At 67.8% G+C, this 17,201-nt stretch carries 16 protein-coding genes; 12 read left to right on the plus strand and 4 right to left on the minus strand.

Features of this window, described 5'->3' with window-relative positions; all coding sequences use genetic code 11:
- Positions 1–77: 77 nt before the first annotated feature.
- Entirely contained in the window at positions 78–1,307 is a 1,230-nt protein-coding gene (locus tag ACFVVI_RS24315; RefSeq protein ID WP_387446998.1) for a cytochrome P450, read from the plus strand.
- 48 nt (positions 1,308–1,355) lie between these two features.
- On the opposite strand, the gene ACFVVI_RS24320 is transcribed toward ACFVVI_RS24315, so the two are convergent.
- Genes ACFVVI_RS24320 through ACFVVI_RS24330 form a run of 3 tightly spaced genes read right to left on the minus strand, consistent with a single transcriptional unit; the run spans position 1,356 to position 4,260 of the window.
- Positions 1,356–2,579, minus strand: coding sequence for a cytochrome P450 (locus ACFVVI_RS24320; RefSeq protein ID WP_387447030.1), 1,224 nt, complete (start codon positions 2,577–2,579; stop codon positions 1,356–1,358).
- A gap of 2 nt (positions 2,580–2,581) precedes the next feature.
- The gene (locus ACFVVI_RS24325; protein ID WP_378989804.1) at positions 2,582–3,010 is read right to left on the minus strand and encodes a roadblock/LC7 domain-containing protein; all 429 of its coding nucleotides are present in this window, start codon (positions 3,008–3,010) and stop codon (positions 2,582–2,584) included.
- The gene (locus tag ACFVVI_RS24330; RefSeq protein ID WP_378989805.1) at positions 3,010–4,260 is read right to left on the minus strand and encodes a sensor histidine kinase; all 1,251 of its coding nucleotides are present in this window, start codon (positions 4,258–4,260) and stop codon (positions 3,010–3,012) included. Before ACFVVI_RS24330 ends, ACFVVI_RS24325 begins: the two co-directional genes overlap by 1 nt.
- A 425-nt stretch (positions 4,261–4,685) precedes the next feature.
- Between ACFVVI_RS24330 and ACFVVI_RS24335 the strand changes: the two genes are divergently transcribed.
- The 11 genes from ACFVVI_RS24335 to ACFVVI_RS24385 all read left to right on the plus strand — a co-directional run bounded on the left by ACFVVI_RS24335 (position 4,686) and on the right by ACFVVI_RS24385 (position 16,170).
- Positions 4,686–4,844, plus strand: coding sequence for a hypothetical protein (locus tag ACFVVI_RS24335; RefSeq protein ID WP_378989807.1), 159 nt, complete (start codon positions 4,686–4,688; stop codon positions 4,842–4,844).
- Positions 4,845–5,004: 160 nt separating this feature from the next.
- Positions 5,005–6,195: a lipid-transfer protein gene (locus ACFVVI_RS24340; RefSeq protein ID WP_379315210.1), complete on the plus strand. Its 1,191-nt coding sequence runs from the start codon at positions 5,005–5,007 to the stop codon at positions 6,193–6,195.
- A 33-nt stretch (positions 6,196–6,228) separates the two neighbouring features.
- On the plus strand, positions 6,229–6,669 hold the full coding sequence (locus ACFVVI_RS24345; protein ID WP_101462898.1) for an SRPBCC family protein: 441 nt from the start codon (positions 6,229–6,231) through the stop codon (positions 6,667–6,669).
- On the plus strand, positions 6,666–7,538 hold the full coding sequence (locus ACFVVI_RS24350; RefSeq protein ID WP_387447000.1) for a MaoC/PaaZ C-terminal domain-containing protein: 873 nt from the start codon (positions 6,666–6,668) through the stop codon (positions 7,536–7,538). The genes ACFVVI_RS24345 and ACFVVI_RS24350 overlap by 4 nt, the downstream gene beginning before the upstream one ends.
- Positions 7,539–7,550: 12 nt before the next feature.
- On the plus strand, positions 7,551–8,429 hold the full coding sequence (locus ACFVVI_RS24355) for an SDR family oxidoreductase (protein ID WP_378630878.1): 879 nt from the start codon (positions 7,551–7,553) through the stop codon (positions 8,427–8,429).
- 2 nt (positions 8,430–8,431) lie between these two features.
- Positions 8,432–10,660 carry an acyl-CoA dehydrogenase gene (locus ACFVVI_RS24360; RefSeq protein ID WP_387447002.1) on the plus strand — a complete coding sequence of 743 codons (2,229 nt, stop codon included), beginning with the start codon at positions 8,432–8,434 and terminating at the stop codon, positions 10,658–10,660.
- A 172-nt stretch (positions 10,661–10,832) separates the two neighbouring features.
- Positions 10,833–11,516 carry a TetR/AcrR family transcriptional regulator gene (locus ACFVVI_RS24365; protein WP_387447005.1) on the plus strand — a complete coding sequence of 228 codons (684 nt, stop codon included), beginning with the start codon at positions 10,833–10,835 and terminating at the stop codon, positions 11,514–11,516.
- 84 nt (positions 11,517–11,600) lie between these two features.
- Positions 11,601–12,560, plus strand: a complete 960-nt coding sequence (locus ACFVVI_RS24370) for a diiron oxygenase (RefSeq protein WP_379314992.1) — start codon at positions 11,601–11,603, stop codon at positions 12,558–12,560.
- Complete coding sequence (locus tag ACFVVI_RS24375) at positions 12,557–13,885, plus strand: lipase family protein (RefSeq protein WP_387447006.1); 1,329 nt, start codon at positions 12,557–12,559, stop codon at positions 13,883–13,885. Before ACFVVI_RS24370 ends, ACFVVI_RS24375 begins: the two co-directional genes overlap by 4 nt.
- An 80-nt stretch (positions 13,886–13,965) precedes the next feature.
- Positions 13,966–15,000 (plus strand): alpha/beta fold hydrolase, encoded by a 1,035-nt coding sequence (locus tag ACFVVI_RS24380; protein ID WP_378989815.1) that lies wholly within the window; start codon positions 13,966–13,968, stop codon positions 14,998–15,000.
- Between the two features lie 189 nt (positions 15,001–15,189).
- On the plus strand, positions 15,190–16,170 hold the full coding sequence (locus ACFVVI_RS24385; protein WP_387447031.1) for an alpha/beta hydrolase: 981 nt from the start codon (positions 15,190–15,192) through the stop codon (positions 16,168–16,170).
- 109 nt (positions 16,171–16,279) lie between these two features.
- On the opposite strand, the gene ACFVVI_RS24390 is transcribed toward ACFVVI_RS24385, so the two are convergent.
- A complete protein-coding gene (locus ACFVVI_RS24390; RefSeq protein WP_379318251.1) occupies positions 16,280–16,933 on the minus strand; it encodes a methyltransferase domain-containing protein in 654 nt (217 codons plus the stop codon).
- Between the last annotated feature and the right edge of the window lie 268 nt (positions 16,934–17,201).

The following is a 17,201-nucleotide window of genomic DNA, read 5'->3' on the forward strand; positions in this document are numbered from 1 at the left end:
GCTAGTCCAGCAAGATGTTTCGCTGCGACCTCGGAAGACGGGGTCTGCGAGGCGCCGGGTGATCGAGAGGTTTCACAATGGAAACGGTGACGAATCGGGTCGTAATGGACCCGACTGGGCAAGACATTCAGGGTGAGAACCTCGAGATCAGGTCGCATGGTCCCGCCACCAGGGTCGAGCTGCCGGGCGGGGTGCAGGCATGGTCGATCACCGACGCCGCGCTGCTGGAGAAACTGCTCGTCGATCCCCGGGTCTCCAAGGACGCGAGCCAGCACTGGCCCGCCTTCGTCGCCGGTGAGATCCCCCCGGATTGGCCGCTGTACCTGTGGGTTTCGGCGCCGAACATGTTCACCGCCTACGGCAGCGATCACCGCAGGCTGCGCAAGCTGGTGGCGCCGGCCTTCACCGCGCGGCGCACCGAGGCCATGCGCGCACAGGTCGAGCGCATCACCACCGAACTGCTCGACGAGCTGGCAGCCACCCCGGCCGGTCAGACCGTGGACCTGCGCGAGCAGTTCGCCTACCCGCTGCCGATCCAGGTGATCTCGGAGCTGATGGGCGTGCCGGAATCGCTGAACCCCGGCCTGCGCACCTGCATCGACGGCATCTTCGACACCTCGCTCACCCCGGAGCAGTCGCAGGCCAACTACATGGAGATGTACCGGATCCTCGGTGAACTGGTGGCGTTGCGGCGAGAACAGCCCGGCGACGACATCACCAGTCTGCTGATCGTCCAGCGCGACGAGGACGAGGGCCAGCTCACCGAGGAAGAGCTGGTCGGCACGCTGCTGCTGGTGATCTCGGCGGGTCACGAGACCACCGTGAATCTGCTCGATCAGGCCATCACCGCTCTGCTCACCCGGCCCGATGTGCTCGAGGGCGTGCGTGAGGGCACGATCACCTGGCCCGATCTGGTCGAGGAGACGCTGCGATTCGAATCACCGGTCGCGCATCTGCCGTTGCGTTTCGCGGTGGAGGACATCGACATCGACGGTATCCAGTTCGCCAAGGGTGACCCGATTCTGGCGAGCTACGCCGCGGCCGCGCGTGACCCGAAGCTGCACGGCGACACCGCGGGCGAGTTCGATCCCACGCGCGAGAAGCAGTCGCACATGGCATTCGGCTACGGCGCGCACCACTGCCTCGGTGCGCCGCTGGCCCGCCTCGAGGCACTGGTCTCGCTGCCGGCGCTGTTCGAGCGGTTCACCGAGCTGAAGCTGGCCGCTCCCGTGACCGAACTGGGCACTGTGCCCAGCTTCATCTCCAACGGCCACCGCCACCTGCCGGCCTACATCCACGGCGCGTAGCGCCGAACTCGCTCGGCCGACCCGTGCGGGTCGGCCGAGCGAGGGGATTCAGTTGCCGGGCACCACCAGCGGTGCGGTGCTCGGGAACATCACCGGCAGGCCCGCCAGCGCCCGGTGGAAAGGCCCTGGCCGCCAGACCAATTCCTCCGGCGGCACCGCGAGCTCGAGTTCGGGCAGCGCGTCGAGGAGCTGGTCGATGGCTTCCTGGGCGATCAGGTAGGCGGGGGACTTCGCCGGGCAGCCGTGCGGGCCGGTGCTCCACGCCAGGTGCGCGCGGTTGTCGAGGAAATCGCCGGTCCCGATCGCGGGATCGTTGTTGCACGCGGCCATGCTGATGACGACCGGCTGATGCGCGGGCAGCCACACATCGTCGACCAGGATCGGCTGTCGCGGATACGTGGTGCAGAAGTTGGCCATCGGCGGGTCGGTGTAGAGCACCTCGTCGAGTGCGTCGCGGGTGGACAGGCTACCGCCGAGCAAGCTGCCCGCGAATCGCTGATCGGTGAGCATCAGCCGCACCGTATTGAGAATCAGATTGAGCATCGGCTCGATCCCCGCGCCGTACATCGTGAGTACCTGGTTCATCAGCTCCTCGTCGGTGAGCCGCTGCGGATGCTGCACCAACCGGGTCGTCACGTCGTCGCCGGGTTCGCTCTGCTTGAGCCGCACCAGGTCGTAGAGCGCGTCCTCCATCATCTGCGTACCGCTGGCCGCGGTGTCGCCGCCCTCGAACATCTGCGCCATGCCGGTCGCGATGTGCCCGCCGATATCGGCGGGCACACCGAGCATCGCGTTGATGGTGGCGAAGATGACAGGAAAGGCATACTGGCTCAACAGATCCGCGCGGCCGTCCGCGCAGAAGGAGTTGATCACCGGCATCGCGATCTGCTCGACGGTGCGATGCAGCTGGTACAGGTCGACACCCGCCAGGCCCGCGACGGTGACCTGCCGGTGGCGCGTGTGCTCGGCGCCGGCGGTGCGGATCGCGTTGGGGCGGTAGCGCATCATCGGCAGGACAGGGCAGTCGGCGGGGATGTCGCGCTGCCACATCTTCGGGTCGGCCGGAAAATGGTCGGGATCGTTGAGAATCTGTACCGCGGTGCGGTAGCCGATCACGAGGGTGGCGGGGACCCCGGGCACCAGATCGACCGGTACCAGCGAACCGAAGCGGTGCCGCATCTCGCGGTAGGTGCTCTGCGGGTCGGCGGCGAATTCCGGCGAGTACAGCGGCACCCGGTCCTGGCCGCTGCGCGAGTCCGGCGAAACATCCAGTGTCACAGCGAGTACTCCTGAGTCGAGGATCGGTGCCTCGGCGACGCGCCGAGTTCGTGGCCGACCCTGGCGGCCAGCTCGTTCATGCGATGGGCGATGAGCGCGAGGTCCACATCGCCGGTGGTGGCGACGCCGAGCAGGGTGCCCGCGCCCGCGGCGGTGATCAGCACCATGCCCTCGTCGTATTCGGTCATGTTCTGGCGCACGGTGTTCGCCAGTCCGCCGCAGAACTCACCGAGCACCTTGCCCAGCGAGCGCAGCCCGCACGCGGCGGCCGCGAAACGCTCCGCGTCGTCGATGGAGATGGCGCCCGAGTGCGCCACGCGTAGGCCGTCCTCGGATAACAACACCGCGAAGCGGACGCCGTCGAGCGCCAGGTCGTCCAGCAGCCACGCGAGGCGGTTGGTGCTGTTGGAGATCGGAGTACTCATCAGCTGTCGTGCCCTTTCGTCGAGCGTGCGGCCGCGGCGCGGCCGTGTCTGGAGCCGCTGTGCCAGGCCGCCGCGAGCTCGGGGCGCGCGAGCACCTCGCCGGTGTCGGCGCGCTCGTCGGCCGGGGCCACGGTGCGGCGCGTGCGTTTGGGCAGCCCGCCGGTGGTGCGGTCGAGCTCGGCCACGTCCAGCTCGGGCGCCGACGCGCTGATCTCGGAGACAGGTGGTGGTGGCGCGACCGGTTCCGGCGCCTCGGCATGCTTGGGCCGGTGCACCTCGGTGGCGGTGACGAGCAGCGCCGCGGGAACGAACACCATCGCCCTGGTGCCGCCGTAGATATTGGGTCCGTCGACATAGGCGGCGAAGCCGTAACGGCGCGCGAGCGCGGCGACACCGGGGAACCCGACCCGCGGTGACGGGCCGAGGGCGTTGATGTCGACAACGCGCTCGCCCGAGAGCACCTGGCGCGCCTCCTCCATCTGCTCGTGGCTCATCCGCACGCCCGCGTCATCGATGATCACGGTGACCCCGTGATGGCCCTGCTGGTAGGAGATGTCGACGAACGACGACGGCGGCGAGTAGCGCAGCGCGTTGTCGAGCAGGGTCGCGACCGTGTGCACCAGCGGCTCCACCGCCCGGCTCATGACCACCAGTTCGCAGTGGCCCGTGCGCACGCGCAAATAGTCGCGCACCCGGCCGGTGGCGCCGCCCACCACGTCGCCGACGGTCTGCTGCGGCCAGCGCCTGCCCGGCAGCCCGCCCGAGACGATGACGTAGGCCTGGGCCTGACGGATCATCTGCTGGACCGTGTGGTCGATCCGGGTGAGCGTCGCGTAGACCTCGTCGTTGCGGTTCTCCCGCAGCGCGTTGCTCACGACCTGGCCCACGTCGGCGCCGAGACTCACCACGGTGGTGCCGAACGCGCGCACGGCGTTGCTGGTGGCGGCGCGGGCGTCGGCGGAGACCTGGGCGCGCGTCGCCTCGTGTGCCGCCTCGACCTGTGCCACGGTGCGCTGTTCGGCCGCGCGGTCGGCGAGTGCCGCGTCGTGTTCGCACGCCCGGAGTTCCTCCGCGTGGGCCAGCGACATCTGCTCCATCGCTGTGTTCTTGGCGTGGAGATCGCGCTCGGCCGCCGCCAGGCGGGCGCGGATCTGACGTTCGTTGCGCAGGGCCTGCAGCGCGACAGCGACCGCGCCGAGCAGGACCAGTGTTGCGATGGAGAACAAGAAGACCGCGAGCGTCGGAGTCATCGGTTCCTTTGTCGTCTGTGCCGACCGAAGAGCCGTGGTGGCCGGGTCCTCGCCGGTCTCTCCGACGAGACTTCTCGCCGCGACCAGCCCTCACACCGAGTGCGCCGCACCACAATTGGGCACCGCGCACGTGAGTTCGGTCGAAACCGGACTCGCTGCCCGGCGTTTCGGCGATGCGGACACGTTAGCAGTGCGAATCGCCGAGTGCACGAAACGGGTTGCTGCAGAACGTGACTCGCATTGTCGTGGAGAGCCGTGAATTGATACCGACGGTTGATACTCGGCGTGTACGGTTGAACGCATACAGGTCAGCCGTGGACCAGCGGCGACCAACGCGTCGTCGCCGCACCCGGCCTCGAGTCCTGGCTCATCCTTCTCTCGTCTCCCCGCTGCGGCGCCGTCGATCGATTCGAGGAAGAACCTGCATGACCAGCGATCTCGACGACGACCCGTCCGACGTGCCACCCGCCGACCCCGAGGAAGAGGACCCGACCGTTCATTGGCCCGAACCGAGCCCGCTGCAATCGTGGTGGACCGACATCATGGGCGCGAAGAAACCACGCCGGTTCGGTCAACAGACCTGACCTCGGCAGCATGACCCCAGGGCCGCACCGTTCTCGGTGCGGCCCTTGTCGTGTGCGGGCTGTGTTCGCCGGGGTATTGACCTGGACGCGGTGTCCAACCTAAATTACATGGACACCGTGTCTCAGGTATTCGGGACACACGGCACACGGGAGTGCGTTCATGACACAGAAGGTGTTCGTCGTCGGCGTCGGCATGACGAAGTTCGAGAAGCCGGGTTCGCGGGAGTGGGACTATCCGGACATGGCCCGTGAGGCGGGGACCAAGGCGCTCGCCGACGCCGGAATCGACTACGACCGGGTGCAGCAGGCCTATGTCGGCTATGTGTACGGCGAGTCGACCTCGGGTCAGCGCGCGGTCTACGAGCTGGGGCTGACCGGTATTCCGGTGGTCAACGTGAACAACAACTGCTCGACCGGTTCGACCGCGCTCTACCTGGCGGCGCAAGCGGTGCGCGGTGGGCTCGCCGAGTGCACCCTCGCCTTGGGTTTCGAGAAGATGCAGCCCGGCTCGCTCGGTTCGACCTACGACGACCGTGAGCAGCCGATGATGAAGCACCTGCTGGCGCTGGCCGAGCTGCAGGAGTTCGCGATGCCGCCCGCGCCGTACATGTTCGGTGCCGCGGGCAAGGAGCACATGGAGCTCTACGGCACCACGGCCGAGCAGTTCGCCAAGATCGGCGTGAAGAACCACCAGCACTCGGTGAACAATCCGTACGCGCAGTTCCAGAAGGAATACAGCCTCGAGGAGGTCCTCGCGGCGAAGCAGATCTACGGCCCGCTGACCAAGCTGCAGTGTTCGCCGACCTCCGACGGTTCCGGCGCGGTGATCCTGGCGAGCGAGGACTTCGTCGACCGGAACAACCTGGCCGACCGCGCGGTCGAGATCGTCGGGCAGTCGATGGTCACCGACCTCGCCTCGACGTTCACCAGCCCGACCGCGATCAACCTGGTCGGCTCCTCGATGTCGCGCACTGCCGCCGAAGCGGTCTACGCCGAGGCCGGTTTCGGGCCCGAGGATGTCGATGTCATCGAGCTGCACGACTGCTTCTCCACCAACGAACTGCTGACCTATGAGGCTCTGGGCCTGTGCGCGCCGGGGGAGGGCGGCCGGCTCGTCGACGACAACGCCACCACCTACGGCGGCCAGTGGGTCGTCAACCCGTCGGGCGGTCTGATCTCCAAGGGCCACCCCCTCGGCGCGACCGGTCTGGCCCAGTGCAGCGAACTCACCTGGCAGCTGCGGGGCACCGCTGACGCCCGCCAGGTCGCCGACGCGCGAATCGCCCTGCAACACAACATCGGTCTCGGTGGCGCGGTCGTGGTGACCGCCTACCGCCCCGCCAACCGCTGACTTTCCCCTACCGAATCACACCAGGAGAACCCCATGGCATCTGTGTCCGTTTCCACCGCACTTCCCGTCGCCCCCGAGCTGGCCTGGGCCCGGCTCAGCGATCTCGCCAACTGGGAGGAATGGCTGACCATCCACCAGGGCTGGCGTGGCGATCTGCCCGCCGAGCTCGCCGCGGGCGCACGCTTCACCGAGGTCGTGTCGGTGATGAACATGGCCAACAAGATCGAGTGGACCGTCGCCGAAGTGGTGCCGAACTCGTTCCTGCGCATCACCGGCGCCGGCATGGCCGGTGTCACCATCGAATTCGCGTTGAAGGTCGACGCCACCGACACCGGCTCCTCGGCCGCGTTCGACGCGAGCTTCAAGGGCGCGATGATCGTCGGCCCGATCGGCAAGGCTGTCGCCAAGCACGCCGAAGCCGACCTGAAGGAGTCGATGGCCAAGTTCACCGAGCTCGTCGGTTCGGCCGCATGACCACCTCGGAATCGGCCGGAGTCGTCTTCGACGGCTCCGCCCTGGGGGAGTGGACCGACGAAGAGCGGTTCTCGGTCACCGCCGAGCGGATCGCGGAATACGCCGCGGCGACCAATGATCCGGTCCCCGCGCACCTGTCGGGTCAGATCGCGCCGCCGGTGTTCGCGGTGGTGCCGGTGTTCACCTCGATGGCGCCCGCCGCGCTGTCGGTCGCGCCGGTCGAGCTGCTGATGAAGCTGGTCCACGGTGAGCAGGACTTCCTGTTCCACCGTCCGATCCGGGCCGGTGACGAACTGGTGGTGCGGGCCAAGCCGATCGGCTACGTGGGCCGCCCGAACGGCTCCACCGTCGTCATCTACGCCGAAACCCGGGACGCGGCGGGGGAACTCGTCAACGAGCAGTGGATGACCGCGTTCTTCCGCAAGGTCGACGCCGGTCCCGGTGAAGGGGAGCTCGCGCCCACCCACCGGATCACCGACGAGGATCGGGCAGGCGATCCGGCCGCGTCGGTCACCGCCCACATCGACGACGACCAGACCTTCCGCTACTCGCCGGCCTCGGGCGACCCGATGCCGATCCACCTCGACGACGAGATCGCCCGGATGGCCGGGCTTCCCGGCATCATCAACCACGGTCTGTGCACCATGGCGTTCACCTCGTGGGCCGCGCTGACCGAACTCGCAGGCGGCGACACCGCGCGCCTGCGCAGGCTGGCCGTGCGATTCGCCAAGCCGGTGCTGCCCGGCCAGGACATCACCACCACCTTCTGGCCCACCGAATCCGCTGATCCCGGCGTGCGGGCCTACGCCTTCGAAACCGAAGCCGCGGGCCAGATCGCGATCACCGACGGTCGCGTCGAAATCAACTAGGAGACAAGACTCATGGGAAAACTCGACGGTCGTGTCGCGGTCATCACCGGCGCCGGTCGTGGCATCGGCCGCGAACACGCGCTGCTGTTCGCCCGCGAAGGCGCCAAGGTCGTGGTCAATGACCTCGGCGGCGCCAACGACGGCACCGGTACCGACGCGGGCCCGGCCCAGCAGGTGGTCGACGAGATCGTCGCCGCCGGCGGTGCCGCGGTCGCCAACACCGACAACATCGCCACCTGGGACGGCGCGAAAGCGCTGGTCGACCAGGCGGTCAGCGAGTACGGAACGCTGGACATCGTGGTGAACAACGCGGGCATCCTGCGTGACGCGTTCATCGCGGGCATGGACGAGTCGCAGTGGGATTCGGTCATCGCGGTGCACCTCAAGGGCCACGCCGCCACCCTGCATCACGCCGCCGCGTATTGGAAGGCACAGTCCAAGGCCGGTACCCCGGTGTCGGCGTCGGTGATCAACACCGCCTCGGCCTCGGGCACGTTCATGCCCAACGCCGGTCAGGGCAACTACGGTGCGGCCAAGGCCGGCATCGCCGCGCTCACGCTGGTCGCCGCCGACGAACTCGAACGCTACGGCGTACGCGTGAACGCGATCGCCCCGATCGCGCGTACCCGCCTGACTCTGGCCACCCCTGGCATGGGCGCGTTGTTCGCGGCCGAGGTGCCCGAGGGTGAGTTCGACGCGTTCTCCCCGGCCAACATCTCCCCGCTGGTCGCCCATCTCGCCGAGGCCGACTGCGCGATCACCGGCAAGGTGTTCGCCGTGCAGGGCGGAGCGATCGTCGAGCTGGCCGGCTGGCACGACGTGCGCACCGTCGAGACCGATGGACCGTGGACCATCGACGAGGTGGCCGCCCAGCTGAAAGAGACCAACTAGCCATGGCGCGCAACAGTTATGAGCTCGGGGTCGGTGTCAGCGAGGACCATCTGGCCCTCGCCGACGCGGTCGCCGGTTTCGTCGAGCGGACCATCACCGCCGAGGTCGTCCGGGCCGCAGTCGAGTCGACCGACGCGGGCAAAGTCCTGCCGTTCTGGGACGGCCTCGTCGCCCAGGATCTGCTCAGCCTGCACATCGCCGAGGATCTCGGTGGTCAGGGCGCCGGTCTGCTGACGCTGGCCGTCGCGCTCGAACCGCTCGGGCGTGGCCTGCACACCGGGCCGTTCGTGCCGACCGTGCTCGCCGCCGCGGTGCTTGCCGCCGCGGATGACATTCGCGCCGAGGGCAATCCGAGCCTGGCTCGGATCGCCGGGCTGGCGGACGGGTCGCGCACCGGCGCGGTGGCCCTGACCTCGAACCTGACCGGCACGCTCACCGACGGCACGTTGACCGTCAGCGGAACGGCCGACGGTGTGCTGGGGGCGGTGTCGGCCGATGTCGTCATCGCGCCCGTCGCGGTGGCCGGCGAACAGCGGTGGGTCGTCTTCGAGAACATCGAACTGACCGTCGGCGCGCAGGACGGCATCGGTGTGCTGCGCGGTTCGGCACGGCTGCAGGCGGATTCGGTCGAGGTCTCCTTCGACCGGGTGCTCGAGGTGAGTGCGGCGCGCGTGCGTTCACTCGCCGCGGTGGTGTTCGGCGCCGAAGCGGTCGGCGTGATGTCGTGGTGTGTGTCGACCGCGTCGGAGTACGCCAAGACCCGGGTGCAGTTCGGTCGGCCGATCGGTCAGTTCCAGGGCGTCAAACACAAGTGTGCCCAGATGGGCATCGCGCTGGAGAAGGCGCGTGCCGTGCTGTGGGATGCCGCCTATGGTCTCGATCGCGACGACGACACCGCCGAGTACGCCGCGGCTATCGCGGCGCTGATCATCCCGGACGCCGCGGTGCAGGTCGCCCAGGAGTGCATCCAGGTGCACGGCGGGATCGGCTTCACCTGGGAGCACGACGCGCACCTGTACTACCGGCGCGCTCTCGCGCTGCGCGGGCAGCTCGGCGCGCGTGACGAACGAGCCGAGGCGGTGGCCGGCTACGCGCTGTCGGGGCTGACGCTGTCGAGCGAGCTGGAACTGCCCGCCGAAGCCGAGCGGATCCGGGCGGCGGTCCGAGCCGAGCTGGCCGAGATCGCGGCGATCGATGACGAGGACGACCAGCTCGTCGCGCTCGGCGACGGTGGCTGGAATCTCCCGCACCTGCCGCGGCCCTACGGCCGCTCGGCCTCGCCGCTCGAACAGGTGGTGATCGCGCAGGAGATCAAGACCTCCGGTATCCAGATGCCGCAGTTGCTGATGGGCACCTGGGCGGTCGGCGCGTTGGTTCCGCACGGTGACGAGCGGCAGAAACAGGAACTGGTCGTGCCGACACTGCGCGGCGAGCTGGTGTGGTGTCAGCTGTTCAGCGAGCCGGGCGCGGGTTCGGATCTGGCGAGCCTGACCACCAAAGCCATCAAGGTCGACGGTGGCTGGCGGGTGAGCGGACAGAAGATCTGGACCACGGTCGCGCAGTTCTCGGACTGGGCGATGCTGATCGCGCGCACCAGCCCCGACAAGCCCAAGCACGAAGGCATCACCTACTTCGTGCTCGACATGTCGAGCCCCGGGATCACGGTGCGCCCGCTGCGGGAGATGACCGGATCGGCACTGTTCAACGAGGTGTTCCTCGATGAGGTGTTCGTTCCCGACGAGAACGTGGTCGGGGCGGTCGACGACGGCTGGCATGTGGCCAGGACGACACTGGCCGGTGAGCGGGTGGCGCTGAGCCAGAAGATGGAGGCCTACGCCACCGATACCGACCTGCTGCGCTTCGCGATCGGCCGCGATCTCTCGCCGGTCGCGCGCTACCGGCTCGGCGAACTCATGGCCGAGAGCCGAGCGGTGGACGTGATCAGTTCACGGGTGGTGCTCAAGCAGCTGTCCGGCATCGACGTATCCACCACGTCCAGTGTCGGAAAGCTGTTGGGAATGGCGCTGGGACAAGCGATTTCGGAGTACATCGTCGCCGAACTCGGTGTCGCCGGCGTGGTGTCGGTGCCCGGTGAGCGCAGCGACCACGCGATGGAACAGCTGATCGCGGGCCGTGCCACCACCATCTACGGTGGCACCACCGAGGTCCAGCTCAATGTCATCGGTGAACGGATGCTCGGCCTGCCACGCGACGCCGCGGCACAGGGGTGAGCGCCCCGGGCGTCGGGCAAGCGCTCGGCGCCCGGGCGATCGCCGGCGCCCGTGCGCGGCCGGATCGGTGGAATCGCTGGACTACAGTTCGTCGTTGTATTCAGCACAGCGTGGTATTCAGCAGAGCGCCGAACCGGCATCTGCACCGCACGGACCCGGTGAAGGAGATGACGTGACCGCACAACGCACCGACGGCAGAGCCAGCCGCTGGGACCGTCACCGCGCCGACCGTCGCGAACTCATCCTCGCCGCCGCCCTCGCGGCCGTGCAGGCCCAAGGCGCCTCGGTCGGCGTCCAGGAGATCGCCGATCTGGCCGGCGTCCCACGCTCGGTGCTGTACCGCCTGTTCAAAGACCGCCAAGACCTCGATGAGCAGCTGCGCACCCGCATCATCGACGACCTGATGGCGGTACTCGCCCCCACCCTGAACCCCGAGGGCACCGTCACCGAGGCGATCGCGCGTTCCGTCGACGCCTACGTGGGCTGGATCGCGACCAATCCGCGCCTGCATTATTTCCTCGGCGCCGGATCCGGTGCCAGCAAGGATCACAACTCGCCGATCGTATCCGGGACCAAGATCGCCATCGCGGGTACCGTGCGCGAGGTGTTCGAAAGCGCGCTGCGGGCACAGTCCGCACCGGTGGCGGTCGCCGAACCGATGTCGTTCGGCCTGGTGAGCTTCGTCGACGGCAGTGTGAACCGGTGGTTGAGCCGGTCGATGCAGACGATGGATGCCGCGGAACTGTCGTCCTACCTGCAGATCGCCATCTGGGCGATCATCGACGCCAGTCTGCGCGGGGTCGGCGTCACGCTCGATCCGCGCACGTCGATCGCCGAACTGACGGCGCAAAATTAGATGTAACACGCAGTAGCGTCAACCCTTGTGTGGTACCGCTGGTACCACTAAACTGGGCAGTGGAACCGCACCGAGGAGACACCGATGACGCTGTCCAGCTACCACGAGGTCCTGCAGAGCCTGTCCGAAGGCTCGGTGACCAAACACTTCGATCCCTACGTCGACATCGACTGGGACTCGCCCGAGTTCGCCGTGCATTCCGACGATCCGCGCTGGATCCTGCCCGAGGTGGACCCGCTCGGCCGTCACCCCTGGTACAAAGCCCAGCCCGTCGAGAAGCGGATCGCGATGGGACTGTGGCGCCAAGCCTGCATCGCGAAGGTCGGCATCGACTTCGAACAGCTGCTCATCCGTGGGCTCATGCAGTACCTGCCGTCGGTGCCCAACGGTGATCCGGAATTCCGCTACATCACGCACGAGGCTGCCGAAGAGTGCAACCACACGATGATGTTCCAGGAGATGATCAATCGCATCGGCTATCGCGATGTGATCGGCATGGGCTCGGTCGATCGTAAGCTCACGTTGATCATCTGGCCGGCGGTGAAGTTCTTCCCCGGATTCTTCTTCGCCCTGGTGCTCGGTGGCGAGGAGCCGATCGATCACCTGCAGAAGGCGTTGCTGCGCAGCGGCACCGACCCACATCCGATGGTGCACCGGGTGATGGAGATCCACGTGGCCGAGGAGGCCCGGCACATCTCGTTCGCGCACGAATATCTTCGGATCAACGTGCCCACGATGAACGTCGTGTCGAAAACCGTCCTGTCCGTGGCCTTCCCGATCATCATGCGGGTAATGCTGGCGATGATCGCGACACCACCGAAGGAGTTCGCCGAGAAGTTCGGGATTCCGGGCGAGGTGATGCGAGACGCGTACTGGCGCAACGACCACTCGCGCCATATCAAGCGGGATGTGTTCACCGATGTCCGCGCGCTCGCGACCGACATCGGTCTGATGAATCCTGTCGCCAAGCGCGTCTGGCAGCTGCTCGGTATCGACGGACCGGTGTCGCGCTACCGCAGCGAGCCCGCGCGCAGGACCGCATGAGGGCCGAAAGCTGGTCCGCGCCCACGGCCGCCGTGCTCCCGGACAAGGATCCATTCTTCGCGCCGAGGCCCGGGTTCGAGACCCTTGCCGAGGGCACGATCCTGCGTTCGCGGCCGGTCGAGCTCGCCGCGTTCGGTGTGATCGGCATGAAGGTGCGGGCCTGGCAGCTGCTGTATCGCACGACCGATCTCCACGGCATGCCCGAGGCGTCCGTCACCACCGTGGTGACGCCGAGGGGCGGTGTCGCGCCCGGTGCCCCACTGCTGTCGTTCCAGTGCGCGATCGACGCCATCTCGCCACGGTCGTTTCCGTCCTACGCGTTGCGGCGCGGCTCTCGCGCCGTCGGTACCTTCGTGCACGTCGAACAGCTGTGCTTCGCCGATGCGCTGGCCAGGGGTTGGGCGATCTCGATTCCGGATCACGAAGGCATGCTCGGCGCGTGGGGAGCGCCGCGTGAACCGGGCTACCGCGCACTCGACGGCATCCGCGCGGCCCTGGCCTTCGAGCCCGGCGGTCTCGACCCGCAGGCACAGGTCGGGCTGTGGGGGTACTCGGGCGGCGGGCTGGCCACGGCATGGGCCGCGGAGATGGCGCCGACCTACGCGCCGGAGCTCGACATCGCAGGCGCCGTGCTCGGCTCCCCGGTGGGCGATCTGGTCTCGACCTTCCATCGCCTCAACGGCGGGCTGCACGCGGGCTTGCCGACCCTCGTCGTCGCCGCGCTGCGCCGGGTGTATCCGGCGTTCGAGGAACTCGTCGCCACCCATTTCAGCGACGAGGGTCGCGCGGTACTCGACAAGGCCGCCGAGTCGACGACCGCCGCCGCGGTGCTGCGGTTGGCCCGCTACAACGTCGACCGGCACAGCGGCACCCCGATCGCCGAGTTGCTCGCCATGGAAGCGATGCTGGCCGTCTTCGCCGATCTCACGCTGGGGGACCGGGCGCCCTCGGTGCCGCTGCTGGTGGTGCAAGCCGTGCACGACCAGATCATCGCGGTGGACGATATCGACGCGCTGGTACAGCGCTACCGCGAGCAGGGCGCGCACGTGACCTACCTGCGTGATCGGGCGAGCGAGCACATCTCGCTGCTGCCGCTGTCGACGCCGCTGAGCCTGAACTGGCTCGACGACCGATTCACCGGCGTCGCGGTGACACCGTCGCAGACCCGGACGGTGCGCAGCGTGCTCGCGCTGCCCGCGGGCCGTCGGGGGTTCGGCGCCCTCGCGCGGGTCGTGCTCCGGGTCCTCTTCGGGTGGCCCATCACGGCCTCGTCGGCCGGTCACGGCAGGGAGCGCACAGTGAACAAGGCTCGTCACGCAGCCTGAAGCAACAACTTACTCACTGGTAAGATAAGAAATAGTGGGTCTGCCGGCAGGCAGTAACTGGTGAGGTAAGGGGTTTACCGATGGGGATCGTTGCCGATCTGCCGCGCGCGGTGCGCAATGTGTGGTCGGTGTCGTTCGGCGGTGGACTCGAGTCCTACCGCCCCGCACCGTCGACGACGGTGTACGACGGCGCACACCGGCACCTGAAGCGCTACGACCGCACCACGCGGGCGAAGGGCAATCCGGTGCTGCTGGTGCCGCCGCTCGCGGTGACCACCGCCTGCTTCGACCTGCGGCCCGGGCAGAGTCTGGTGCGCTTCCTGCTCGACCAGGGCAGGCAGCCCTACGTCATCGACTACGGCGAATTCGGTTACGCCGACCGCGATCTCGGCCTCGAGGACTGGACCGAGGACATCCTGCCCGAGGCGATCGCGCGGGTCAGTGCGGAACACGACGGCCGTGGCGTCGACATCATCGGCTGGTCGCTGGGTGGTGTGCTCGCGCTGCTGACCGCGGCCGCCCACGCCGACCTGCCGATCGCCTCCATCACCTGCCTGGCCGCGCCGATCGACCAGGCCCGCACCGCGTTCCTGATCCCGCTGCGCTTGGTCGCCAAGGTCACCGGTGGTCGCGAGATGGCCGTGGCGACCAAGGTGATGGGCGGCATCCCGCAGGAATTCGTGCGGCTCGGCTTCCGGATCCAGGCCTTCGACCGCGAGCTCGCCAAACCGATGTTCCTGGCCCGCAACGCCTTCGACACCGAAGCGCTGGCCAGGATGGAGGCCACCGACCGGTTCATGGCCACCATGCCCGGCTACCCGGGCCGCTCGTACTGGCAGATCTATCGCAGCCTGGTGCTGCGCAACGAACTCGCCGGCGGGTCGATCCGACTGCGCTCGGATCTGGTGATCGAACTGTCGAAGGTCACCTGCCGGGTGTTGCTGGCGGGCAGCCCCAGCGACGTGGTGGTGCCCGCCGCCTCGGTGCGCCGCGGCCTCGATGTCCTGCCCAACGCCGCCGAGGTGGAGTTCGTGGAGGTCAGCGGCGGACACCTCGGACTGGTTTCCGCCGCCGACACCACCTGGCCCGCGATCGAGGAGTTCCTCGGCCGCTGACCCGCGCCCACATCTGTGCCCGCGGAATTTCGGCCGCTCCACCAAACCGCGGGCCGGTGCAGTCCGAACCTCTCTTCATGCCTCACGTCCGCCGTGGGGTGACCCGCACTGATTCGAGCAGTAGACGAGAGGTTCGCGCTGGTGAGAAGAACACGTCGATCGATCCGTACGGCCGCGGTAAGCGCCGCGCTGGTGGGCGCGCTGGCCTCGGCCGCGCTGTCGCCGAGCGTCGCTGTCGCCCAACCCGAGACGGCCGGGGTGGTCTCGGCAGTCGATATCGACAGCAGACGCCAGCTGGTGACCGTCTTCTCGCCCGCGATGGACAAGCCGATTCCGGTGCAGGTGATCCGAGCCGCCGATACCGAGAACCCGCGGCCGACGATGTATCTGCTCAACGGTTCCCAGGGCGGCCCGAATCAGAGCGGCTGGGACGCGCAGACCGACGCCGTGAGTTTCCTGCGTGACAAAGACGTCAACGTCGTGACCCCGGTCGGCGGCGCCAGCTCCTACTACACCGACTGGGTGCGCGACGACGCGGTGCTCGGCCGCAACAAATGGCAGACGTTCCTCAACGAGGAGTTGCCGTCGGTGATCGAGGGGTTCCTCCGGGCCGACGGCAATCGCGCCGTGGTCGGTGTGTCGATGAGCGGCACCTCGGTGCTGAACCTCGCGATCGCCAAGCCCGGCTTCTGGAACAGCGTGGCGTCCTTCAGCGGTTGCGCGCAGACCTCGGACCCCATCGGCCAGGAATTCGTCCGGATCACGGTCGAGAACTGGGGTGGCGGGCAGAGCATCGAGAACATGTGGGGCCCACGCAACGGTCCCCTGTGGCGTGCCAATGATCCGCTCGTCAACGCCGAAGGGCTGCGCGGCACCGAGGTCTATCTGAGCACCGGCACCGGGATCCCCGGCGCACCCCACGACACGCCGGCGGACGCGCGTGTCCAGGACGGCAGGATCCCGCTCCCGGTCCAGCTCGCCTTCGGCGGCCCCATCGAGGCGGCAGTGCACTTCTGCACCGTCAACCTCGCCAACCGGCTGCGCGAGTTGAACATTCCGGTCACGCTGGACGAACGCCCTGTCGGCACACACTCCTGGGGATACTGGGAGGACGACCTCCGCTCGTCGTGGCCCTTCCTGGCGCAGTCGGTGGGCAGCCGGACGAACTGAGCGCCCGGCGTCACCGAGCATCGCGAACCATCGATAGCCCAGCGCGGCAACGGATCCCGATGACCTGTTCCAGGGTCATCGGGACCACCTTCGTCACGGCGACGGGGTATCAGGCCTTCGTGGCGACTACCAGCACGTTCTTGCCGAACAGCTTGCCGGTGACGGCCTGCAGGAGCTTGCTGAGCGGGAACACCACGCGGTCGTAGAGCTTCAGCGCTCGTGTGTTGATCGTGCCGTCGTCGCTGCCGGCGAACTTGTAGGCCAGGGTGGCGAAGAAGCCGATCGGGTCGCAGTAGCGCGACTCCACGATCTCCAGACCCGCGTTACGGAGAATGCGGTTGAGCTGAGTTCGGCGATAACGCCGATAGTGCCCGACTTTGGTGTCCATCGAGGTGAACAGCACCTCGAGCGCGGGCACATAGATCACCAGCGTCCCCCCGGGCCGCAACAGCGAGGTCAGGTGTTCGGACGCTTCCTGGTCGTTCTTGATGTGCTCGAAAACGTTGAAAGAATAGATCAGACCGTACATTTCGGCCTCGGACGGCTCGGCCTCGCAATCGACGACCTTGTAGCCTTTCGACAGCAGCAGCTTCTGCAGCTCGGCGTCGGGTTCGAGACAATCCGGGATGATCTGCCGCTCGGCCAGCATATCGGCGTAGGTGCCCCGACCGGCACCGAAGTCCAGTATGCGCAGGTCCGGCGACGTGACATGTTTATCTACGCAGTCGATCAGAAATTTGTTGTAATTGACCGCTTCGGTCATCGCCTCCAGGTTGTCACACCCGGTGTACGCGAATTCACTGCTGGTCACGCTTGATCCCCTCAATGCATCGATGGGCGGCAATGGCGGTCAGCGTAGTCCGACTACATTGCGGTGCCACGACATCGGGCAACATTGTCCGCGCCTCGGTCGGCGTCAGCGGCGGGGCGGCCGTGGCGAGAGAGGCCGGAAGGGGTGAGCGGTTGCGGGTTCGGGGGGCCCCGGCCGGGGGGGGCGCCCCCGGGGGCCCCCCAAAGGGTTGGGCCGAAAC

This window comes from Nocardia sp. NPDC058114, from assembly GCF_042884695.1.
Taxonomy (GTDB): Bacteria; Actinomycetota; Actinomycetes; order Mycobacteriales; family Mycobacteriaceae; genus Nocardia.